The sequence below is a fragment of the Flavobacterium sp. FlaQc-47 genome, assembly GCF_044006475.1.
Lineage (GTDB): Bacteria > Bacteroidota > Bacteroidia > Flavobacteriales > Flavobacteriaceae > Flavobacterium.
The window spans coordinates 156,346-180,849 of the sequence record NZ_JBIPCQ010000007.1; the positions used below are offsets into that span (position 1 = coordinate 156,346).

Genomic DNA, 24,504 nt, shown 5'->3' on the forward strand with positions numbered 1-24,504 from the left:
TTTCAAACGAAAACAGCATTGTCACTAAAAAAATTATTTAAAATTGTTTAAGCTAATTCTGAATTTTGTAAAGCGGAACATCACAAGAGTTTGGACTTTGCTGGTCAAACAACTGGTGACTGCCTACCGTCGATGTACAAATTACGTTATTGTTCACTGTTGAACATTCGTTTTCCTCGTGACAAGGCTCCTGTTCAGAAAGATAGCGATAGCCCATTCTTTCTTCAACAGCTTTATTAGTGCTCATGGAAGTAGTTGCAAAAGCACCTGCTCCACCTAAGATTATGACTGCCAGAGGCACCATAAATCTTTTAGAAAAATTTGTTTTCATAATTAAAGTTTTTATATGGTTATGATCTACTCTTTTGACAGGTTTTCGATCTCTCCCCTGACATCGGCCGATATATTTTTATTTATTGCTGCTTTATTGCATGATTTTGCGCAATACGACTTCGAAGTTTGTAACATAGTAATGTATGATCAATTAATGCATATAAAAAGCTCCCATAAATAATAATACTTTTTACTTTCTTCCCCCCTATATCGTAGATAGGAAAACTAGAACGGTAGGTTTTGTCATTTAGATTATATACATCAACAATACTTGCCGTTTTCCATAGTTTTTCAGATTCGTACAAACCCGGAAGTGTAGAATTTATATAAAGCATTTCCCCATAAGTAGCTGCGATTTTATTAACCATTAGTGGCGGTTTTGCAAAAGTCTTCAACTTACTGTTTTTATATTGGATTAAGTCAATTCTGGCGATCCGCACAGTATCGATTGTACTTCCGCGGAAGTTTATTTTTAATTGCGGTCTAATGACCATATATTCGTTTCGATAGTAGTATACATAGACTATTTTTTTTATTTGCTCATTGAAAAGCAAAGTGCCGTCTGTATCAAATATCCCGTCAAATTGCTTTTGTAATAGCGAAGTGTCAAATTTTGATTTAAGTGTATCATTTAAATCCAAATTCCCAATTGCACTTTCTCCACTTTTTGGCACTAGGTACCTAACTGCCAAATTTGTTGAGTCCATGGGCTGGGCATGTGAAAAAAGGTAGCCACTATTAATTCTAAGATCGGCGTTCCAATTCTTGGTACTTCCTTTAAAAACGTAGGGGACTGTACCTTCAAAAACAAAAAAATCATTGTTTAGGACTTTAATTTTTGGTCCTGTAAATGGAAGATTTTTTCGTCGTAAAGAAATATGAAAGTTTCTTTTTATTCTTGATGCAGTATCCAAAACCATTACCTGAAAAGGAGCTGTATAATTACCCAGATATAATTTTCCATTTCCTGTGCCGGCAAAATAATAGGAGTTGTAGCTCAAATCTATCTGGTAGATTTCCTGAGCTGTATGCTGAGGAAACCTTCTGATGAATCGATTCTTATAATGGGTAACAGTATCAGAAAAATTAAACAAAGTAAACATTACAATACCACTCAGTACAACTGAAATCGAAAGTAAACCCAAACGTGACTTTATGTTTATAAATATGTTATGTAGAGATACAGGCAGAATCAAAAATGCCAATCCCGCCATAACTACAAAAACCAAGTTAAATATCAGATGATCACCCCATTTCATTTTCTCCAAAATTCCTCCACATGAACAAGGAATAAACGAGCTGTAATTGAGAATTATATAGATATAAAAAGAAAATAAACCCATCAGAATAAAAGAAGCCAATAACCCCAAAAATCTTGTTTGTTTAAAGATTAACAGTATTGCGATTGCGAATTCTATTAGAGGAATTAGAATTGAAACCCAGCCTGCTAATGGGCTTAAAATTGGAGATTGCCCAAGTTGGATCCTGAAATTATGAAAATCTAAAATTTTACTTAGTCCTGCATATATAAACAACAATATATACAAAAGGCAGATTACTTCTATTGTTATATTTTTAGCTCGTGTTTTCAGTTCCATAATCATGCGTTTTAATTAATATACAGATCAGAATAAAATCTTAAGCAAATGTAAATCAGTTGATTCCGATTTAAGACATCAAAAACAAGCCAATAGTTTTCAAAAACGAGCCATTTTTATACTTGGTTTCATTTTACAATTTAAAAGTGCTTTATAAATACATTGGATCTATAAAGCACTTGAATCAATTAACTAAATGTTGCTATGATTTACAAGCTTCACTTAGACTCAAAAGTTTTTGGTTCAGCTCCACCAAACCTGCTTTCTGCAAACATTCCTGCGACAAATTCTTAAGATCTGTAAAACCATCTTCAGACATGCTTCCTATCAGGCTGGATTCATCTTTTTCAAGCAGTAATCCCTGTTCAATAAAGTGACTTAACAACAGAACATTTTTACGTGAAATTTTCAAATCAAACTTCACCATCTCACTCATGCCAGGGATACTTAAAACCGTATCAAAAACCTTGGCAACTTCATTTTTCGTAATCATAATTTCACCGTTTAAATTAATAAATCAAAGAATAAAGTTAAGGATCACCGAGCAATGCATCATAAGCATAATTTACTTATGATATGCTTTATTACATAGACTTAAATAACTTCGTGTCATTATAAAACCTTAAGGATAAATACTTCCGCAACTTGCATTAATGCAATTGGTTACAAGAATTTTTTTAAGGACTATTATTTTTTACAACGTATTTTAAATGCACTAAAGGATTACCACGTTCCTGTAATCTGCAAGATGTCCGGTTGTATCACAACCGATATCTTGCCGCCTTTTTACTCGGAACTCGTTGGCGGTGAAACCAAAAGGAAAATAATTTGTGAAATGAAAGAGATAAGCGATGAAAGAAGAAAAGAAAAACAGAACAAGATGGCTCCATCTAAGACTGACTAGCGCCGAATATGAAATATTGCAGAAGCAGTTTAACAAATCAACCTGCCGTAAACTGAGCGATTATGCAAGAAAAAATCTGCTGCAGAAACCCCTCGTTTTGAAATACCGAAACGAATCACTCGATGAATTAATGAGTGAACTAATACTGCTCAGAAAGGATTTAAATGGCATTGGAAACAATTTCAATCAGACAGTTAAAAAGCTTCACACCATTGTACAGATTTCAGAATTTAAACATTGGATTACAGTTTATGAAATTGAGAAAAAACTACTCTTTAATTCCATAGATAAGATTAAAAAACACATCGAAAATCTCTCTGAAAAATGGTTGCAGTCATAAATACAGGGCGCTCGATCAGAGCTATTTTTAATTACAATGAGAACAAAGTTTTGACGGGTGTAGCCAAGTGTATCGGGGAAGGAAATTATCCAATGGACGTAGATGAAATGAGTTTGAATCTAAAATTAAAGATGCTTTTAAAACAGCTTGAACTCAATGAAAATGTTACCCGAAACAGTGTGCATATATCGCTCAATTTTGACCCTTCAGAAAAAGAGTTATCAAAAGAAAAACTCATGGAAATTGCCGATACTTATATGGATAAAATTGGTTTTGGGGATCAGCCATATTTAGTTTATCAGCACCATGATGCCGGACATCCGCACATCCATATTGTCTCCATAAAAGTAAAAGCAGACGGCAGCAGAATTAACATGCAGAACATTGGAAAAAATCAGTCGGAAACAGCACGAAAAGAAATTGAAACACAATTTAATTTAGTACGTGCAGAAAGTAAAAAAAAGACAACCGCAATAGATTTAAAACCAGTGAATGTTCTTAAAATCAATTATGGCACCTCAGATTCAAAAAAAGCAATCGCGGGTATTTTAAATGCTGTAATACCGCATTATAAATTTACCACCCTTGGAGAATTAAATGCAGTATTGAACCTGTACAATGTTTCTGTTCTGCAGGGAAAAGAGGATTCTAAAATGTTTCTTCACAAAGGACTTTTATACCAGATTATTAATGCTGACAAAAAACCAATCGGAGTTCCTATAAAAGCAAGCAGCTTTCATTTCAGGCCTACTTTGAAGGCTCTTGAACAAAAATTTGAAGCCAATAAAAAAAACCGGATTCCTGACATGAAAAGAGTCCGAAACAGTATTGATATGGCATTTTTAAAAAACAGCAATATAAACCTTGACGAGCTGGAAAAAAAATTACTCAAAGAAGGTATCGCTGTAATTTACAGACAAAGCTCTCAACGTTTGATTTATGGAATTACATATGTAGACCATACTACTAAATGCGTTTTTAATGGCAGCGTTTTGGGGGTTCAGTATGCAGCAAAAGCAATGCTGGAAAGGTGCGGTAATGTAAGGGTAAAACCTGACGGAAATAATTATGAAAACAAAATACAGAAGGAACAAGGAACTAAAAATCCTGCTTTTATTTCTGAGCTTGAATTACAAAATATAATTGACAGCGTTTTACAGCCTGAATATGCATCTGAATATATTCCCGCCAGTTTAAAAGGCAGACGAAAAAAAAGAAAAAGAAAAGGACAATCCGACAATTAATTAAACACTAAAGCCATGGCTATGCAGACAGGAGAAAATGATCAGGCACTTAGAAAAATTTTAGATATGACAAGGCTCATAAGCATAATGCTTTTGAGTATTCACTTCTATTATTTCGGTTATTCGGTTTTTAAATATTGGGAATTGGTCAGCCCATTTAGCGATAAGATTTTACACAACATTTACAATACAGGGATTTTCAGTAATTTTCATAAAACAAAGTTTTTTGCCTTGGGTTTACTGCTCATTTCATTACTCGGTGCAAAAGGAAAAAAAGATGAAAAGCTGCAATTCAAAACGGCATTATATTACATCCTGGCAGGACTGATTTTGTATTTTATCAGTTACCTGTTTCTGCTGACAGTTCTTAGTCCTGTTTTTAAAATTTTAGGTTATATTATATCCACTTCGATAGGATATCTGATGATACTTTCCGGAGGTACGCTTCTCTCAAGAATTATCAGTAGAAAATTAAATCATAAAGATATTTTCAACAAAGAAAATGAAACTTTCCCACAGGAAGAAAGGCTTATAAAAAACGAATACTCCGTTAACCTTCCGGCTCGTTACCATTTAAAAGATAAAGTACGAAACAGCTGGATTAATATTATCAATCCTTTTCGATCGCTTCTCGTTCCGGGAACACCCGGTTCCGGAAAATCTTATTTTGTAATTCGCCATGTTATTACCCAGCATATTCAAAAGGGATTCAGCATGTTCGTTTACGATTTTAAATTCGCTGACCTGACGATCATTGCCTATAATACCTGGCTGAAATACCGGCATCTTTATGCAGTTGAACCCAAATTTTACATGATTAATTTCGATGATTTAAGCCGCACCCACAGGTGCAACCCTCTGTATCCTGAATCGATGACCGACATAACCGATGCAGCAGAATCAGCAAGAACTATTCTGCTTGGACTCAACCGGGAATGGATTAAAAAACAGGGTGACTTTTTTGTGGAATCCCCTATCAATTTTCTGACTGCTATAATATGGTATTTACGAAAATATAATGACGGGGAATTCTGCACCCTTCCGCACGTTATTGAACTCATGCAGCTGGATTACGACAGTCTCTTTACACTGCTGAGAACAGAAAAAGAGATTGAAGTGCTGATCAATCCATTTCTCAGCGCTTACCTTAAGGATGTCAGTGAGCAGCTTGAGGGTCAGATTGCCTCTGCCAAAATTTCCATGGCAAGGCTCTCTTCCCCGCAGCTTTACTATGTACTTTCAGGCAATGACTTTACTTTGGACATCAATAACCCGCTTGAGCCTAAGATTGTATCCATGGGAAATAACCCTCAGAAAATACAAACTTACGGCGCTGTTTTATCACTTTACGTAAGCCGCTTAATCAAGCAGGTCAACCAAAAAGGAAAACTCAAAAGCAGTCTGATATTTGATGAATTTCCAACAATTTATCTTAACAATATGGACAGCTTAATTGCAACGGCAAGAAGCAATAAAGTAGCGACCTGTTTGGGAATTCAGGACTTCAGCCAGCTTAGAAAAGACTATGGACGCGAACAGGCGGATGTGATCTTAAATATTACCGGAAACATCATAAGCGGTCAGGTCACCGGTGATACAGCCAAACAGCTTTCCGAACGATTTGGAAAAATTATGCAGGATCGTGAAAGCCTTTCAATCAATAGTGCAGACACTTCAATCAGCCGTTCCAAACAGTTGGAATCTGCCGTACCCCCTTCCAAAATTTCCTCTTTAAGTTCCGGGGAATTTGTTGGGATTGTAGCCGACAATCCTGATTGTAAAATCGAGCTGAAAACTTTTCATTCCGAAATTATAAACAATCATGATGCGCTTAAAAAAGAACAGGATAATTATCAGGACATTCCCATAATCCGTAAAATTGACAGTATCATGGTACAGCGAAATTACATGCAGATTAAACAGGACGTTCAGGATATTATGCATGCCGAAATGGAGCGTTTAATTAATAATCCTGCGCTGTCTCATTTAATCATAAAAAAAGATTCCTAAATTCCTTAATTAAGAAAAAACACATTAAAAAATAAATACTTTACATTTTTTCTTTTAGGTTAATTTCTACAGCATTTCAGTTTTTACGGGTATTCATAGCGTCAGAAAATATTGATTAACACTTTTTGTTATAAATTAGAACATATTAATACCTATTTAATGTTACGATCTATACTAATTTTGACTTGTATAAAAATGAGAAGATTATGGAAAGATCGGTTGTACATATTGATATGAATACGTTTTTCGTGTCATGCGAAAGGCTCACAAATTCAGAATTAAACGGCATACCGATTATTATTGGAGGCGGAGACAGAGGGGTTGTAGCATCTTGCTCTTACGAAGCACGCCGCTTTGGCGTCCGATCCGCAATGCCCATACAGATGGCGCTTCGTCTCTGTCCTCAGGCTAAGGTAATGAAAGGAGATATGGAATTATACTCTCAGCTTTCTCATAGCATCACGGAAATTATTCAGGAAAAAGCTCCCGTGGTGGAAAAAGCCAGCATAGATGAATTTTATCTGGACATTACCGGCATGGATAAATTCCATGGAAGCTATAAGTGGACAAATGAACTTGCCCAGACCATTACAAAGGAAACAGGTCTCCCACTTACATTTGCCCTTTCAATTAATAAAACCGTTTCCAAAATCGGTACAGGGGAAGGCAAACAAAAGCAGAACCTGCAGATTCCCCCAGAAATGGTGCAGCAGTTTTTAAATCCGCTGTCTGTCCAAAAAATACCAATGGTTGGGGATAAAACTTTTCAGCTCTTGTCAAGGATAGGGATCAGAACTATTGAAACCCTTTCTAAAATGCCATGTGAGGTACTCCAGCAGATGATCGGAAAGAACGGAATTGAATTATGGAAAAAATCCAACGGCATTGATAATAATCCTGTTGAACCCTACACTGAGAGAAAATCCATATCCACAGAGCATACTTTCACTCAGGATACTATTGATATTGATAAACTAAAAAGAGTAATCCTGGGAATGGTGGAAAAACTGGCTTTTCAACTCCGGTCAGAACAGTGGCTGGCTTCGACGGTTACCATTAAAATACGCTATGCTAATTTTGACACTGAAACCAAACAATGCCGCGTTCAGTATACATCTGCCGATCATATTCTCACTAAAACCGTGACTGAACTCTTTGACAAATTATACCAGCGCCGAATGCGCCTTCGTCTTATCGGAGTTCGGTTCAGCGGACTGGTTCGCGGAACTTACCAGATCGATCTTTTTCAGGATACCGAAGAAATGCTGGCACTCTATCAGGCTATGGACAAAATGAAAAGCCGTTATGGCTTTGATGCGGTAATGCGATGCGCCGGAGCTTCATTCAAGCCTAATACTAAAAATGAAATTTTAAAACGTAAACCCTAGTTATGTACCTCAACTGCCATTCCTTTCATTCCCTGCGATATGGCACCATTCCCCTTGAGGAATTAATCCAGCATGCGATAAACTGCGGTGTTAATGCTATGGCACTTACAGATATTAATACGGTAACTGGAATTTACGATTTTATAAAAGGCTGTAATATTGCAGGTATCAAGCCTGTTATAGGAATGGAGTTCCGCAGTGAAAATCAGCTGCGTTACATCGGACTGGCTAAAAATGCAGATGGGCTGGCTGAAATGAACCGCTTTCTGACCCGCCATAATTTTGACAATACCACTCTGCCGCTCTCTGCTCCGGATTTTGACCATGTTTTTATCATCTATCCTTTGGAAAATGCGCCCTCCGCTTTAAAAGAAAATGAATATATCGGCATTCGTCCCGAACAGCTGCAAAAGCTCATTCTGTCCGAGTGGAAAAACAGGCAGGAAAAAATGGTTATCCTCCAGCCTGTAACCTTTAGAAACAAAAAGGAATACGAACTGCACAAGATTCTTCGGGCCATTGACCTGAATGTTATTTTATCTAAACTTACCCCTTTGGATTTCTGCAGAGATTCAGAAGTGATGGTCAATATACAAAGAATCTCATCCTGCTATGGGCAGTATCCCGAAATTATCGCAAACACGGAAAAAATTATCGAGCAGTGCAATTTTGAATTTGACTTTAAGACTCCCAAAAACAAGAAATTTTATACCAATAACCGAAAAGATGATATGAACCTGCTCACCACTCTGGCAAAGAAGGGTTTGGAGTGGCGCTATGGAAAAAATAATGCAGAAGCAAAATCCCGTATGTTCAAAGAACTCAAAGTAATTGATCAGCTGGAGTTCAGCGGTTACTTTTTAATTACTTGGGATATTATACGCTTCAGTAATTCACAAGGGTTCCTTCATATTGGACGTGGCAGTGGTGCCAACAGCATCATTGCCTATTGCTTGGGTATTACAGATATCTGCCCATTGGAACTTGACTTGTATTTTGAACGTTTTTTAAACCTCAACCGTAAAAGCCCGCCCGATTTTGACATTGACTGGAGCTGGAAAGAACGCGATACGATTTTAGAGTATATTTTTTCACGTTATGGATATGAGCACGTCGCTTTCTGCGGCACAAATGTTGAATTTAAATACCGCTCCATATTTCGTGAAGTAGGCAAAGTTTTTGGGCTTCCAAAAGAAGAACTCGATGCATTGGCTAAAAACCCCATGGAACTTCATGCCACAAATAAGGTCGTAAAACAGGTGCAGCAATATGGCATGCTTCTAGAGAAGTATCCCAACCAGAGAAGTATGCATTCCTGCGGTATACTCATCTCCGAGGAACCCATTACCAATTATACGCCTCTGGAAATGCCTCCTAAAGGTTTTCCAATTGTGCTTTTTGATATGCATATTGCAGAAGACATTGGGCTGGAAAAATTCGATATTCTCAGCCAGCGCGGTATCGGGCACATTGATGACAGCGTGAAACTGATTGAAAAAAACCGGGGCATCAGGCTTAACATCCGTGATACTGCTATTTCAAAAAATGAGACCAGGTGCAATGAGTTCTTAGCACTGGGTACAACCATCGGCTGTTTCTACATCGAAAGCCCGGCTATGCGGGGGCTGCTTCGCCGTTTAAATTGTGATAATTACAAAACCCTTGTTGCAGCCTCTTCCATCATACGGCCAGGCGTAGCACAGTCCGGCATGATGAAGGAATATATTTTCCGTCATAATCATCCGGATAAGTTTGAATACTTCCACCCTGTCTTTGAGCAGCAACTGGGAGAAACATACGGTATCATGGTCTATCAGGAAGACGTAATTAAAATTGCACTGCATTATGGAGGACTTCCTGCAGCTGATGGAGATATACTGCGCCGTGCAATGTCGGGAAAAGGACGTTCAAAATCGGCGCTGCAGAAAGTAAAAGATAATTTCTTTGCCTGCTGTGCTGAAAAAGGCCATCCGCTCAGGCTTAGTGAAGAAATATACCGCCAGATAGAATCTTTTGCGGGTTATTCTTTCTGCAAGGCACATTCCGCATCTTATGCCGTGGAGAGTTATCAGAGTCTCTATTTGAAAGTGTATTATCCCGTTGAAATTATGGTAGCGGTCATAAACAATCAGGGTGGTTTTTACAGAACCGAAGTATACGTTCATGAAGCAAAGATGTCAGGCGCTTCAGTGCACAATCCATGCGTGAATAAAAGCGAGTTCGAAACAACGTTATATGGAACAGATGTGTATCTGGGTTTTATGCACCTTCAGAGTCTGGAATCCAAAATAGCTTTTATGATACAGACCGAGCGTGAAAAAAATGGAAATTACAAATCCCTTGAAGATTTTATCAATCGTATTCCAATTGGTATTGAAGGCATTCAGATCCTGATCTTTATAGGGGCTTTCCGTTTTACCGGAAAGACAAAGAATCAGCTGCTGGTAATCGCAAGGCTGATTCTGATTAACTTCAAGCCTGAAAACAGAAATCTCATGCTCATCCAAGAACCTGTCAAAGAATATGAACTTCCGAAATTGGAACGCTCGGAATTTGAAGATGCATTTGATGAAATTGAATTATTGAGTTTTCCTGTCTCATGCTCTCCTTTTGATTTACTGAAAACTAAATTCAGAGGTGATGTCCTGGCTAAAGATTTATTAAAACATCACAAAAAGACGGTACGTATGCTCGCTTACCTGATATCCCGAAAACATGTCCCGACTAAAATGGGTGCCATGTATTTTGGGACCTGGATAGATGCTCATGGGGAGTTTTTTGATACAGCGCATTTTACCGACAGTCTGGCAAAATACCCATTTCAGGGAGGAGGATGTTATCTGCTGTTGGGAAATGTGGAAGTAGATTATCACTTTCCAACGATAACCATCCTAAAGATGGAAAAAATGCCATTCATCCCCGATCCGCGTTACTCCAATGCAAGTGATAATCAGTATAAAGCACACCAGCAGATTCGTGAAGATGTGAGTATGACCCATCGGGCACCATATCCGCAGGAACATGAGATTAATCTGCCTAGAAACAAAATGATTTTATAAATGATTAAGTATTTTGAAAATTATAAAGAGAAAACTTTATCCGCAGTATAATGACAGAAAAAAGTCCCATTACAGATATAATGGGACTTATAAAGTAAGAGGCATATATAATTGAATATTTAAACTTTTTATGTTAAGTATTCTCATGTATTCGGGTTATATAGCTACATAACGAAGAAATAATTACGATAGTATATCTCTTTTTTATTTAGTTTTCCGGGTTTTCCATCCTGCTGATGATCTTGCCGACTTCCGCTTCTGTGTTTTTAAGCTTGGTCTGGCAGAACTCAATAAGCTCCGATGCTCTTTTCACTTTGGAAGCCAGAGTATCAACCGAGATCGTTTCGTTTTCAATTTCTTTCGAAATAGCTGTCAGCTCAGAAAGGGCAGCCTCATAGGTCAGTTTCTCTTCCATCATATTGTATTTTTTCTTTAACGGTGCTTTTTAGTTTAGCGTCTTTCAGGATCACTTCTATCTCCTGTCCAGCCTGAATATTGTCTGCACTGCTTATTATCTTTTCATTGAACTTTACAATTGCATAGCCTTTACGAAGGATATTCTGGGGGGACATCATCTGAATACTTTTAAGGTGATGCTCCAAAGTAACTTTCTCTCTGCGAAGATAATCATTAGCAGTGTTCTTTATAGAATTTTTGATATGTGTCAAATCATTTTTTTTCTGCTGCAGCAGCATTTTTGGGCTCTGAACTACCTGATGGGCAGTCAGGATTAGCTTCTTTTGATGTCCATACAAAACCGATCTTGAACTGCTAATAATCCGCTGGTTGGTTTTTGCCAGTTCTTCTGAATAAATCTGAACCAGTTTCCTCGCGTTATGAGAAATACCATTTTTAAGTTCGCTGAGTTCTTTGTAATGAACATGAAAAAGCTGCTGGGATTTTATGACAATATTTTGCTGAAGTGATAAGATCTCCTGCTCAAAACTTCGGTTATGGGCAATTATAAACTCAGCTGCCTTGGTTGGTGTTTTGGTGTGGGTATGGGCCATCAGATCCGTTATACTGACATTTTTCTGGTGTCCAATACCCGTTATGATCGGTATTGGAAATTTAGCCACAGCCCTTCCGATATTATAATTATCAAAGATCAGAAAATCGGACTGCGAACCGCCGCCCCTGTTAATGACAACGGCGTCATATGGTATTCCTGTATTATAAATCTCGATGATTTTATTCATGAAAAGTTTTGCATTATTATCTCCCTGTACAACAGTATAATAATCATCGATCTGAAAAACGTAGCCAAAATCATTGTGCTGCATGGTATGGCGGAAATCTTCATTCCCGGCAGAGCTGCTCGAAGAGATGACAGCTACTTTCTGAATAACAGCGGGAAGCTTTAATCGGCTGTTAAATGTGGAATAACCATCTCCCTCTTTTTGGATAAAATCATTTTCCTTCACCAGGCGCTCAAGTGTTGCATTTCGCTGCTGCTCAAGTATTCCCAGCATAAAATTACTGTCAATATCAAGCACACTCACTGATAAACCGTACAAAGGGTGGTAATCCACACTTACCTGCACCAGTACATGCAGGTTATTGGTAAAGACCTGTCCTGTATTTTTTTCAAATTCTTCAATTCGCAGTGCTCCCCCTCCCCATGATTTACCCATCATCTTGGCTGTTATCCAATTGCCGTTCTGTGCTTTCTCGACCAGCTCAAAATAATGGATCTTTTTATCTGCCTTATAGGAATGATTGGTGATATCAGCCAATACCCAGAAACGCTGTCCAGCAAAACGCGAATTGAGCGTATCATGGATCATGTCATTAAGCGCTGAGAGTCTGATATAGGGGTGGGGTTCCATCGGCCGCGATTTCTTACTGCTTGCTAAGGTACTAATATTAGGCCGGAATCTCAAAAAGGCTCAAAAAGTATAGTGTGATTTTCATTCAAAACGGGTTAAAAGGGCAGCTAAAGTAGTGCCCGCCGTCACCTGCATGCGCATAACGGCTCTCGCCGCCCTTCGGGACTTATAGCACTCCGGCTTCCTTATCCGGACACTGGCTTTTTGCTTTCTTTTTTCCCGTTTTTTCTTTTGAAAAAATTCATTTGGCGCAAACGGTGGAAGAGAACTTGAAAACAAGTATTCACTAAAAATCAAGTATCATGGAAATTACAGGACGAATTGTAAAAGATGCCTCAGTTTTTAAACTAAAAGAAAACCGTGAGGTCGTAAACTTTACCATAGCAGTCAATGACAGCTACAAACCAAAAGACAGCACAGAGCTGAAAAAAATTGTCACTTACATCGACTGCTCCTATTGGCTGTCTTCCAAAACAGCACAGTGGCTCAAAAAAGGCGCACTAGTGGAACTCTTTGGTCGCATTGGTATGAATGTGTATATAGGAAATGATGGGCAGGCGCACGGCTCTCTGACCTTTCACACAAGCCATATTAAAATCCTTGCATTTGCGAAAAGTGAACAGGATACCCCACAGGTAAGTACAGGAACTAAAACTAATTCTGAAAAAGAACCCGACGACTTGCCTTTTTAATACTCCCATAAATAATGTACAAGCCTAAAAAATGAGTTATGAAAGCCTTAGAAAAATCAATATACGCAGAGTTTGAAGTTTGCCAAGCATTCAATAAAATAATCCTTTCCAATCTAGGATCGTATGACGGGACTAAAAAAGAACAGCTCAAATCCTTTTTAGAGGATTTGCAGAATGGCGGATGCATGAGCGGTATGATATCCGAATTTATATACCATGTAGACTGTAAAAAATTCTATATCGAAAATCTTGATGATTTGGAAAACATCCGCGAAGAAATCGAGGATTCACTTGGCGAGCCTGTAAAAAACACGCATCGCCTTCCCCATTACACTTTTATGTGTTGGCTCTGTTTTGAAGAGTACTGTTTTGACATTTACAGAAACAGTTTTGAGTGAACACCTTTTTAATCTTAAATCATTCCTTATGAAAGCTTCTGAACAATTTAAAACCGTTATAGAAAATTACCTGAATGATACTGCGCAGGGCGACACCGTCTTTGCGCAGAATTTCAGCAAAGCATCCAAAAACCTTGAAAGCTGTATCAATTACATTTTGAGCGAGGTCAAGAAAACAGGATTCTGCGCCTTTGACAATCAGGAAATATTCGATATGGCGCTCAAATATTATGCTGATGACAGCATCGGAATTCCCGATCCTGTCAGCTGTAAAGTTGTGGTAAATCAGCCTGCAGAGGCTGATTTATTCACCTCTGCTCCTGCTGTTTCTGAAAACATCATTCAGAAAACTGAAAATGTACAAACTCCTAAACCTGCTCAACAACAAACCTTAACACTTTTTGACTTATGATACCGAAAACCATTATAGAAAAAGAGATCTCCAATTTAAGCACTACCCTGAAACCCATTACATCACAGATGCAAACTTGGGCAGAAAAAAACATTTTCCTTAAATGGGGCGTTTTATCTCGTGGAAAATTTCACTGCCTTGAATGTTCGCACTCTTGGAAACCTGAATTGCAGAGTAAATCTTGCGAGAAATATATAAAATGTACCGCCTGCGAGGGCAGGCTCAAAATGCAGGGGTGCAATCAGGTGCATTTCAAAGAAATTGAATACTCTGCGGTATTAGATGTCTGTGCAGGGTATCAGGTTGTGCGTATCATCTGCTCTCACAAGCATATGAAAAAGAATACTGCGCCTTCCTATTTTCATAAGGAAGTGATGCAGCATTGGATAAACCCAAAAGGTGAAGTGCGCACCATGTCTTTAAGTACAAACGTATTTTCAGGTGCATACGATGCATGGCAGTACTATTCCGCACTTGAAATCCGACCTAAGGATTTTCAAAACTCGCCTAAATATCGCATCAATCCCTACAGGATTTATCCAAGTTTTAAAGTACTGCCTGTCTTAAAAAGAAACGGATTTAAAACAGGGTTTTACAATATCGCTCCGCAGATTCTCTTTGTTTCTCTTTTAAAGGATTCTATTGCAGAAACTCTTTTGAAATCCTCGCAGACTTCCCTGCTTTCCTACTATCTGATGTCCCATGAGCAAAATATTAGACAGAATTGGCAGGCAGTTAAAACCTGCCTGAAATACAAATACAAAATTGAAGATTATAAAATATGGGAAGATTACATAACCTTGCTTCGATGGTTTAAAAAAGACCTCAGCTGTTCATCTTTTGTCTGTCCTAAAAATCTAAATGAAGTGCACGATAAGCTCGTTGCTAAAAAAAGAGAATTGCAGATAAAAAAGTATCTTTTGAAAATGCGTACTGAAATCCTGTCTGCACAGGAAATTTACGAGGCAGAGAAAAAGGAGTTTTTTGGTCTGTGTTTTAAAGATAAAGACCTGACTATTTCAGTACTTAAAAACGTGCAGGATTTTATGGAAGAGGGAGATAATCTGAAGCACTGTATATTTACAAATGAATACTATACAAAAAAAGATTCTCTCATCTTCTCGGCACGCATTGAGAACATTCCAATAGAAACGATAGAAGTATCACTTTCTAAACTCCAAATTATCCAATGTAGAGGACTTAAAAATAAAAACTCTAAATATCACATTGAAGTTTTAAAACTGATGAAAGAAAACCTTCCATTACTCAAAAAAAGGATAAATAAGCAAAAAAGAGCAAAGTTTGAAAAAACTGCCCTAATGTTATAACTAGGGCAGTTTCATTTTGAGCAGACACTTAAATGGAAAGAAGTTACTCACAGATTAAAACTTTTTCATAGCAATATCTAATAGGTATTGTATTTATTTAAATTTTAAAGTACACTTTTTGTGCAAAATCTTCTGAAAGTCTAAAAAAACATATTATAAGCTTATAAGCTTTTGTTCAAAACATTGAGCGAAATACATTTAATCCACAACAGTTTTACTTTATTAGGGGACAAAAAAAATTATTTACAATTAATTTAATACTTAACCTATTAAAAACAGGTATAAGTACTGTATTCTTAACAAATTATTCTAGCTACTTTTAATTTGTAAAAACCAAATAAAACCACCTATGAAAGCAAGATTACTTATTATTATCACACTACTATTTACTTTTCAAATTTTCGGACAGGGCTTTTCCGGATTTAGAACTGATAAAGGAGATTCAGATTTGCAAAAAATTATAGGAGCTGGACAGTCTCCAAATTTTGTTTTATTTCCTGATGATAACGATTCATCTAACCTGCTGAAATTCTTATACGGCGAGGGAAATAATTTCCTTGGGCAGGCAGGAGTTACTCTTGGGAGCAATAGCGGAGCAGTTTATACCGAAGTAGGAGGTGGAAGTTTCTTGAAATTATTTCGTCTTAGCCTAGGTGTAATGGTCAGTAATACAAATGCTGATACTACTGAAGAAGAACAAATTGCTGAAGCTTATCAAAAGTTAGTATCTTACGGAGGTAACACAGTACTGAATATTGAATATCCATGGCTTTTTTATAAAAATGATGACTATAATTTAAATATCTTATCGCGATTATTTTTAAAAGGAACAGCAGATTTACCTGCCATGGGCTCAAAAACAGAAGATTGGGCGGGTAGCGGATCTATAGGGATGAATTTTTATGTAGATGCCGCAACAATCCCTTTAAGTTCTGCTGATAAGGACGCAATTAAGATCTTTTTTGATAGCAATACAAGTTGCATAATAGGAACAGATGTATATAAGGCAAACTTAGGTATTAAGGACAGTAAATTTCTTTTTGGCCAGTTAACTGCCGGACTGGTTTATAAAAGTTTAAAGGTATCTTTTGTTTTTGCAACCTTTAGCAGTGAACAAACACTAAGAAATAATAAAACTATAGCAGGGATTCAAGGAATAAAATAATTTGAAATCTTATTGTTTGTTCTTAACGAAAAGTGATCCGTATTTATTTAGCGTACTATTGCGAATAAAGATCAGCGAATGCTGAAACATTAGTCAATTGTAAAGGGGGCTTAATTTTATATAGATTACATTTAAATTTTATTTCTGTCAAACTAATAAAGAACTGTTTGATTTTTTATTCTTTTTCCTTTTAAAATTAAAATGGTTGTTTATATGCTGATCTTTTCCTATTTAAAAATTATTTTCTATTTTAAATTAGGTTACGGAAAACCGTAATATTAGCTAAATTTTATTCTTTATTTTTAAAACCAAAAAGGACTAACCAGATTTTCTCTAACATCATGTTTTTTTTATCCTGTCACGAATTATCGAACGCAGATTATGATTAGAGATGGTATTAATTATAGGTAAATAATTATGAAAAGTAATTTGATTCATGCAATAGAAAAAAATAGGTAAAAATAATAGCCAGCGAATGTGACTTTCTTTATATCAACATCTACTGATCTATTTGGAACTAATAAAAAAAATTAAAACATAAATATTTTTAATGGAATTACTATATATATGGATTGAGAAATTTAGAAATATCCACAACAAGGGCTTTAATTTTTCAAATCAATATGAAGTCGAATATGACAGCACTATAGACGACTTATCTATTAGTTTGATTAACGGTGATGCTGCATTGCTAAAAGAAAATGGAATATTAAAATTTAAAGCTGATGATAAATATTATTTGAAAGATTTTTTTAATTTAGACATCTCGAACAATTCAACAGACATTTCTCAAATCTCGGCAATTATCGGAAAAAATTCATCTGGTAAAAGTAATGTTATAGATTTTATACTTACTGCTATTAGTAAAGGCAATAGAGAAAGACTTAACTCTAATTACATACTAATTTTCAAGAAGAATAATCAACCTTACTTTTGGGGTAAAACAGAGGATAACAGCTTAAGAACTTCATCGATTAACATTTTAGGAACTCCATTAGAAAAAATAGACCCTTTTCGTGAATGGGACACGATGTTCTATTCGAATGTTGCAGATAATAAAGACTACGTTTTTGGAGATAGTACTGTTAATAATTGTTCATTTGAAGCAATGAATAAGTTACAATCAAATAAAATTAGATTTTTAGACTCACACATTTTTTCTGATACTTGGCAAAAATTAAATCCTGGTAACAATCCTGATCGTAAGATTCGATTTATATTTAGCCCCATTTCATTTATTGAACTTGAAAATTCTAAGCGAGAAGAAGATAAGATTTCAGGTATTTTAAAACGTTATAGGAAAGCAATTTATCAAGAATCTACTTCGAATTATAATAGATTTAAATATGGATTGACAGTTAACTTATTTAGTTTTTTAATTATAAAATCTGTGAATGTTGACGTTTTTTTGCAAACTATTCAACTTACTACACAAGACAATATTGCTGAAGCAATTGCTACTTTACAACCTAAAATTTTAAATTTCCTTCAAGGCTTTAATTCGTCTCAAATAGCAGAAATTAGTGAATTGGATTACAATTTATATATTGATTTACTACAAGAATTAGAGACAAAAAGTTATAATTTTGGAGAAATCGAACGTTATAGCAACTCTATATTAGTAGATTTTAGTAACGATTTCAAGATGTTAATGCAAGGGAAACAAGATGTATTTAACAATCCTGATTTGATCTCACATGATTGGTCAAGATTAAGTTCAGGTATGAGAGCCTATTTAAACTTATTTTCTCAACTATACTCTGTTAGTGAAAAAATAAAAGGAAACTCTAAGAGTTTATTAATTTGTATTGATGAAGGTGATTTATATCTACATCCAGAATGGCAAAAGAACTTTTTAAATGACCTCATTTGGTTTAATTCTATGGTGTTTGAATCTACCAAAGTGCAGATGATTCTCACATCACATTCTCCATTTCTTATTTCAGATTTACCAAAAGAAAATGTGATTCTTTTAGACGACAATTGTACACCAACTAGACAAATGAACAAAGAGTCATCATTTGGAGCAAATATTCATCAACTTTTTACCAAACAATTCTTCTTGACAAATGGTTCAATAGGTGAGTTTGCAAAGAAAAAAATTACAAATCTGTTAAAAGAAATAAAAGAAATAACTGGTGAAGATGTTGAATTATTCCAACAAAGAATTGATATGATCGGAGAGCCTGTATTAAGATTTAGGTTGGAAGATGAATTGAAAATGCGATTGAAAGAATTATCTACAGAAACGCAAATAAAATGGCATGAATTAGAAATTTCAAAACTTAAGAACCCATGATTTTTCTAGGAGCCATATCGGATACTATCGTAGCTTTTCATTGGAAATATTTCATCAATTCTATAGGCTATACAAATCTAAATTTATTGGCAGCAAATGCAAATTTAACCAATGCTGAACGTAACTATTATATTAGATTAAGAGATAATGAGAATATTCTAAAATCTATTATTATTGGTAAGCCAAACGAGCTAAAATCAGAAATTGATTATTACCAAACAAACGTTGTAAATAACATGCCTTTACTTTCACAATATCAGATGTTTTTATCATTTGGTAGTACTGATGAAATTTTAGAAAGAATCAATAGAAAAGCGGAACTTATAGTTGGTCGAGATATTGTAAAAGAGCGAATGAGGGAATATCATGACCATTTTGTTGAACTAAATGATTTGTTGAACGCTAATTTGTTTGAACCTGTATCTATCAATAATAGAATCACTATTACTACTTTGAAATCCATGTACTCCCTCCTAAAAAATCAGTTCGGTATAAATTTGAAAGAGTACTATAAAAGAATTTCCTCAATATTTAGCTACGATAATTTAATTGAATCACGGGAGCCCTGGGGAGCTTATAAGCTTACGTTTGCGTTAGGAATTACAGTCTGTCCTTACTGTAATAGAAACTATATACATACTAGCTATAATGAACATGGAAAAACAAGACCAGAATTGGATCACTTCTTCCCGAAATCAAAGTATCCATTCCTATCAATATCCATATATAATTTAATCCCTAGCTGTCATGTATGTAACTCTAATTTAAAAGGAGCAAAAGATTTTTATATGGAGCCTCATTTACATCCTTTTATAGAACATCTGAATGGATTTCAGTTTGAAATTAAATATCTTGATGATGCTATAGAAGAAATAGTACCTGATACAGAGACATTTCATATTGTATTAAATTCCGTAACTGATAGTGAAGAAGAAAAAACGTGTATTAATAATTCCATCAAAACGTTTCTTTTAAACGAACTGTATAATCTTCATAAAGATGTTGCGCAGGAATTACTTTTTAAATCGGTTTACTATAATAAAACTAAAATCGAAGAGCTGAAAATGATTCTAGGAGCACATTCAGGAATTGATGATAATTTTTTAAAAAGAGTTATTATTGGTACATATGCAGATATAAATTCTATTGGTAAAAGATCACTTTCAAAATATTCATATGATATTATTTCTAAAACAGACCTAAAAAGTACTTTAGATTTATAACGAATAAAAAATTATCTTTCAGCTTGAAAAAACTGTGGTATACAAAGAAGTAATAATACCTATTTATACCTTAAGTTAAATTTAATATCTAGAGAGACCAGAAATTACATCAAATTCCAAATCGAGGAAGACAGCAGGATCTTAATTGGAAAAATGTAAAAACAGACAATTATTTTTTTCCACAGCTATGGCAAAGATTTTGCATTTCAATTATCATAGAGTTATTTAGTAAGAAATTTATAAGATAGTGATTCGGTTGACTACGATCAATACATCTTTTTAAACTAAAATTGAATTTTGACTTCTATTATGACAAAACCAGATTTTACTGAAAATACAAAAAAAACATTAGCAAAAATGGCTAGTGAAAGGTGCTGCATCTGTGAACAACCTACAAGTGGTCCGAACTCAACACAAAGCGACTACGTAAGAACTGGTCAGGCAGCTCACATTTCGGGTGCGCGTAAATCTAAAGATCGAAGATTTGATGAGAATCTTACAAATGAACAACGCAAACATTTAAATAACGGAATCTGGTTATGCAGTAATTGTCATGCAAAAATTGATCAGGATGAAAATTATTTCACAATTTCCTTCCTGCAAGAGAAAAGGAAAGATCATTACTTGAGAATAAGAGACGGGATATATAATAAAAGTTCCTTTTTACAAATTGACACGCTTAACAATCAAATAAAAGTATTGAATCAGGTAATTAAAGAAAAGGAAGAACTTTTAACAGAGAATGAAGTGATTTTCAAAAAGCAGATCATCGAATTACGAGTACAGATCGAGCAACTAAATCTACAGAAGAACCAAATTTGGAGAGATTATGATTCTTTAATGCAAAATATATCAGAAATGGAAAATTTTGAATTGATATTTAAGCTTGTTTTTGAACAAAACAATTTGGATCTCGCTCTTGAAAATTTGAAAGATGATAATCTAGAAAAGGATGAAATAAATCTAGCAAGAAAACTTCTAATAAAAGCAGATATCTTGAAACTGCAGAATAAAAAAGAAGCATTAATATATTACAAAAAGGCTTATGATATCCGCCAAAATTTTGAAACAGCAAGTTTTTATATTAGATATTTAGAAGATATTCGGGAATATAAGATGATCTTAGAGTTTATCGAATCTGTTTTTAAGCAGGAGTTAAAAATTGAAGAGCGAATTAGCCTTTACAGCAAGGCCGCGATGATCTATTCCAATATTGATCCCAAAACTGCTATCAAATATTATAAAATTGCACTTGATTTGATTGACATTAAATTAGAATCTGATGAAAGTTACCACTTTCATAAAGCAGGAGTCTTAAATTATATGGCAGTTGCACACAAAAAAAATAATGATATAACACAAGCTTTTACTGCATGTAACAATGCACTTATAATTATTAAATCCGGAAAAATCAGGTTGCAGGAGAATATAGTTTCTGAACTTGCTAGTCTTTACAATACAATTGCGTTGCTTTATAAATTAGAAAAAAAATATTCGGAATCAAGTAAATATTTTGATCTGGCTATTAAAATGGCAAAAGAAAAGCTGAAAAAAGACGAAAATTTTATAGGTACAATTTATATTAATTACTGCAATTTATATGCCGTGGATAATAGTATAACTGATTCAACTTTCATAACGATGATTGACCAGACTCTTGAAATCTTTCTTACTCTTTATAATAAAGAACCACTTCGTTATGTCGAGAAACTGTTTTTCTGCTATGGTTTGAAAGCTCAGCATTTTCTAAAATTAGAAAAATTTGATCTTTGCTCAGAGCAGATTGATATGGCCGAAACATTTACTGCTCAGTTTGTAAACTTAAATAAAAATGGATTTCAATTTTTAGATGCAGAAATAAGTAATCTTCGCATTGCACTTTATATTGCTTCGAAAAAATATCCATTGGCTTTAGCTGAAATTGATAAATTATTGTTTTATTATGAAAGCTCTAAATTAGAAGATGAATCAAGCATTTCTACTTTTACTTCTCTCTCAGCTATAAAGTCAAATTTTATTATAGATTCCGATAGCAGGAAAGCATTTCTGATTAAAATTAATAACAAAATAGAACCAATGCTTAAAATTATACCGTCCTTAGTTGATACTTATAAAAAAATACAAAAACAAATTGAAAAATTATGATTTTCATTATTGATGACATCTAATATACATGGACCATATCAAGCTTCTTTTACTATGTCATATTCAAAAAAATCATTTGCTGCCTACATTCCAGTTTTAAACTTTCTTCATTAAAAAAGGGAACATATTTGGTAATGTTAGAGTTTAGTATCATTGTATCTACAAATTTTAAAGCTTAATTAAAATAGTTGATCGTGACTGAAAAATGAGAATTGATTTTAAAATTATTTAAATAACTACAATTAAGTATAGAGTAAAAAATATAATTTTACAAAATGAACAATGACATAATTTATTTAGACAATAATTCGACAACACCACTTGACCCGAGAGTTTTAGATGCAATGTTACCGTACTTTACCACAGAATTTGGCAACGCATCAAGCTCTCATAATTTTGGAATAAATTCTAAAAAAGCTATTGAATCAGCAAAACAAAAAATTGCTCAGCTTATTAAATCTGATTCGAATGAATTAATTATGACATCAGGAGCAACTGAAAGTATAAATATTGCATTAAAAGGACTTGCGTTACATCCAACTAATAAGAAAAAACACATTATCACAGTTTCCACCGAACATAATGCGGTTCTAGATACTTGCAAATATCTTGAAACTATTGGATTTGAAGTTGATTACCTGCCAGTTAATAAAGATGGTCTTATAGATTTAAAAGACCTGGAAGCACATATTAAAGACGACACATTGCTAGTATGCACTATGTGGGTAAATAACGAAACCGGAGTTATTCAACCGATTTTTGAAATTAGTGAATTGGTAAAAAGAAGTAATGCATTGTTTATGACTGATGCAACGCAAGCAGTAGGAAAAATAGAAATAGATGTAGTACATAACAATATTGATATTATGTGCTTTTCTTCTCATAAAATATATGGAGCTAGAGGAATTGGCGCTTTATATTTAAATAGTAAAACTGTAGGAGGGAAAAACATAGCACCTTTACATCATGGCGGTGGGCATGAAAATGGTTTAAGAAGCGGAACACTTAATGTTCCTGCAATTGTTGGCTTTGGCAAGGCAAGTGAAATAGCAATAGAAGAGATGCATATTAATTCTGTCTTTATTTCGAAGCTTTGCAATATGCTTGAATTTGAACTTCTTAAAATTGACGGGGCATTTATTAATGGAGGTAAAACTAATAAATTATATAACACAATTAGCATTTGTATACCTGGTCTTGATGCTAATGTTTTTATAGGAAAAAACAAAAATATTGCAGTCAGTAACGGTTCTGCTTGCACGTCAGCTCTACTTCAGCCTTCTCACGTACTTAATGCTCTAGGACTAACAGAAAATGAGTCCCTTCAAACTTTAAGAATTTCAATAGGAAAAATGAATACAGAATCAGATATATACAGTTTATTAGAAAAAATCTACGTTGAATGTAAAAATGGAAGTAATTTATTATAATTAAATTCATTTTCAATGTTCGGGGAAACCGCACAATTCCATTTTGAAAAAATAGACATGTAATACGGTTTCCACAATCTTTCTTGAGCTTTACTAATTATCTCAATATACTTTGAATCAGATACAATTTCACGGACTTTATTTTTATGGTAATAGTTTTGAATTATAAAGTCTATTCCTAAAATTGCATCCATTGGAGGATAAGCAATTCTTGGTGTCGGCAGAATCAGACTTTGACCATAATTAAAAGTACCAACTAAATTCTTCATTTTATTCCCTCCAAATGTAAAATGATAATGTGGATGCGAATATTTATTCTCCTCTTCCAATCCTTCAAAAATATGTCTATCAAGATGCCAAGACGAATGCAAATTCGTGCCATTTGGAAAATCATCATTTAACATATATCCTAGTAACTCTATATTAAACTCTAATTTTTCAAGAGGATCACATATTACATCAGCAACACTTTTTTTAAAGTTTATACAAATAGAAAATCTTATAGTTAGATCATCAGCATCTTTTGGAATACTTTTGCCAATTTTGTCAATATTAATAAATTCAAAGTCGACAATTTTGTAATTATGTTCATCTGCATGATCAACATTAAATAACCGCCCTACAGTTTTATTAATTTGATCAATATCTCTACAAATTTTTTTCTCATAGAGTAAATTAGCTAAATAATCTAAGTCACTTTTTATCAT

The 24,504-nt window shown here is 34.7% G+C and carries 20 protein-coding genes and 1 pseudogene; 15 read left to right on the forward strand and 6 right to left on the reverse strand.

The genetic code is table 11. From position 1 onward, the window contains the following. Window positions 1–52 precede the first annotated feature (52 nt). From ACHRVX_RS20245 to ACHRVX_RS20255, 3 genes are all read right to left on the reverse strand, one after another. Complete coding sequence (locus tag ACHRVX_RS20245; protein WP_395335588.1) at window positions 53–331, reverse strand: DUF6520 family protein; 279 nt, start codon at window positions 329–331, stop codon at window positions 53–55. Between the two features lie 82 nt (window positions 332–413). After that, window positions 414–1,931, reverse strand: coding sequence for a DoxX family protein (locus ACHRVX_RS20250; RefSeq protein WP_395335590.1), 1,518 nt, complete (start codon window positions 1,929–1,931; stop codon window positions 414–416). Window positions 1,932–2,133: 202 nt separating this feature from the next. Further along, the gene (locus ACHRVX_RS20255) at window positions 2,134–2,424 is read right to left on the reverse strand and encodes a hypothetical protein (protein ID WP_395335592.1); all 291 of its coding nucleotides are present in this window, start codon (window positions 2,422–2,424) and stop codon (window positions 2,134–2,136) included. 358 nt (window positions 2,425–2,782) lie between these two features. Between ACHRVX_RS20255 and ACHRVX_RS20260 the strand changes: the two genes are divergently transcribed. From ACHRVX_RS20260 to ACHRVX_RS20280, 5 genes are all read left to right on the forward strand, one after another. After that, window positions 2,783–3,175, forward strand: a complete 393-nt coding sequence (locus tag ACHRVX_RS20260) for a plasmid mobilization protein (RefSeq protein WP_395335593.1) — start codon at window positions 2,783–2,785, stop codon at window positions 3,173–3,175. Further along, window positions 3,160–4,419: a relaxase/mobilization nuclease domain-containing protein gene (locus ACHRVX_RS20265; protein ID WP_395335595.1), complete on the forward strand. Its 1,260-nt coding sequence runs from the start codon at window positions 3,160–3,162 to the stop codon at window positions 4,417–4,419. Before ACHRVX_RS20260 ends, ACHRVX_RS20265 begins: the two co-directional genes overlap by 16 nt. Window positions 4,420–4,440: 21 nt before the next feature. Next, window positions 4,441–6,429 carry a conjugal transfer protein MobC gene (gene mobC / locus ACHRVX_RS20270; RefSeq protein WP_395335779.1) on the forward strand — a complete coding sequence of 663 codons (1,989 nt, stop codon included), beginning with the start codon at window positions 4,441–4,443 and terminating at the stop codon, window positions 6,427–6,429. Window positions 6,430–6,635: 206 nt separating this feature from the next. Continuing rightward, a complete protein-coding gene (gene dinB, locus ACHRVX_RS20275) occupies window positions 6,636–7,817 on the forward strand; it encodes a DNA polymerase IV (RefSeq protein WP_395335596.1) in 1,182 nt (393 codons plus the stop codon). A gap of 2 nt (window positions 7,818–7,819) precedes the next feature. Then, entirely contained in the window at window positions 7,820–10,876 is a 3,057-nt protein-coding gene (locus ACHRVX_RS20280) for a DNA polymerase III subunit alpha (RefSeq protein WP_395335599.1), read from the forward strand. Between the two features lie 208 nt (window positions 10,877–11,084). Here the strand turns inward: ACHRVX_RS20280 and xseB are convergent, their stop codons facing one another. Both xseB and xseA read right to left on the reverse strand, forming a co-directional pair. Further along, complete coding sequence (gene xseB, locus ACHRVX_RS20285) at window positions 11,085–11,291, reverse strand: exodeoxyribonuclease VII small subunit (protein ID WP_395335600.1); 207 nt, start codon at window positions 11,289–11,291, stop codon at window positions 11,085–11,087. Then, window positions 11,269–12,705: an exodeoxyribonuclease VII large subunit gene (xseA, locus tag ACHRVX_RS20290; protein ID WP_395335601.1), complete on the reverse strand. Its 1,437-nt coding sequence runs from the start codon at window positions 12,703–12,705 to the stop codon at window positions 11,269–11,271. The genes xseB and xseA overlap by 23 nt, the downstream gene beginning before the upstream one ends. 302 nt (window positions 12,706–13,007) lie before the next feature. Between xseA and ACHRVX_RS20295 the strand changes: the two genes are divergently transcribed. From ACHRVX_RS20295 to ACHRVX_RS20340, 10 genes and pseudogenes are all read left to right on the forward strand, one after another. Next, on the forward strand, window positions 13,008–13,397 hold the full coding sequence (locus tag ACHRVX_RS20295) for a single-stranded DNA-binding protein (protein WP_395335602.1): 390 nt from the start codon (window positions 13,008–13,010) through the stop codon (window positions 13,395–13,397). Between the two features lie 38 nt (window positions 13,398–13,435). Beyond that, window positions 13,436–13,795 carry a hypothetical protein gene (locus ACHRVX_RS20300; protein ID WP_395335605.1) on the forward strand — a complete coding sequence of 120 codons (360 nt, stop codon included), beginning with the start codon at window positions 13,436–13,438 and terminating at the stop codon, window positions 13,793–13,795. A 28-nt stretch (window positions 13,796–13,823) separates the two neighbouring features. Next, window positions 13,824–14,207, forward strand: a complete 384-nt coding sequence (locus ACHRVX_RS20305) for a PcfK-like family protein (protein ID WP_395335606.1) — start codon at window positions 13,824–13,826, stop codon at window positions 14,205–14,207. Next, window positions 14,204–15,535 carry a PcfJ domain-containing protein gene (locus ACHRVX_RS20310; RefSeq protein WP_395335608.1) on the forward strand — a complete coding sequence of 444 codons (1,332 nt, stop codon included), beginning with the start codon at window positions 14,204–14,206 and terminating at the stop codon, window positions 15,533–15,535. The genes ACHRVX_RS20305 and ACHRVX_RS20310 overlap by 4 nt, the downstream gene beginning before the upstream one ends. A 349-nt stretch (window positions 15,536–15,884) precedes the next feature. Beyond that, the gene (locus tag ACHRVX_RS20315) at window positions 15,885–16,700 is read left to right on the forward strand and encodes a hypothetical protein (protein ID WP_395335610.1); all 816 of its coding nucleotides are present in this window, start codon (window positions 15,885–15,887) and stop codon (window positions 16,698–16,700) included. Between the two features lie 550 nt (window positions 16,701–17,250). Further along, window positions 17,251–18,999 (forward strand): AAA family ATPase, encoded by a 1,749-nt coding sequence (locus tag ACHRVX_RS20320; protein WP_395335612.1) that lies wholly within the window; start codon window positions 17,251–17,253, stop codon window positions 18,997–18,999. Next, the gene (locus ACHRVX_RS20325) at window positions 18,996–20,222 is read left to right on the forward strand and encodes an HNH endonuclease (RefSeq protein WP_395335614.1); all 1,227 of its coding nucleotides are present in this window, start codon (window positions 18,996–18,998) and stop codon (window positions 20,220–20,222) included. The genes ACHRVX_RS20320 and ACHRVX_RS20325 overlap by 4 nt, the downstream gene beginning before the upstream one ends. 357 nt (window positions 20,223–20,579) lie before the next feature. Continuing rightward, window positions 20,580–20,780, forward strand: a pseudogene (locus ACHRVX_RS20330) (HNH endonuclease); the annotation flags it as partial. 141 nt (window positions 20,781–20,921) lie between these two features. Beyond that, a complete protein-coding gene (locus ACHRVX_RS20335; protein ID WP_395335786.1) occupies window positions 20,922–22,367 on the forward strand; it encodes a hypothetical protein in 1,446 nt (481 codons plus the stop codon). Between the two features lie 275 nt (window positions 22,368–22,642). After that, window positions 22,643–23,797, forward strand: a complete 1,155-nt coding sequence (locus ACHRVX_RS20340) for a cysteine desulfurase family protein (protein WP_395335616.1) — start codon at window positions 22,643–22,645, stop codon at window positions 23,795–23,797. On the opposite strand, the gene ACHRVX_RS20345 is transcribed toward ACHRVX_RS20340, so the two are convergent. Further along, window positions 23,761–24,504: a hypothetical protein gene (locus ACHRVX_RS20345; protein WP_395335617.1), complete on the reverse strand. Its 744-nt coding sequence runs from the start codon at window positions 24,502–24,504 to the stop codon at window positions 23,761–23,763. The two genes, ACHRVX_RS20340 and ACHRVX_RS20345, sit on opposite strands and share 37 nt — an antisense overlap.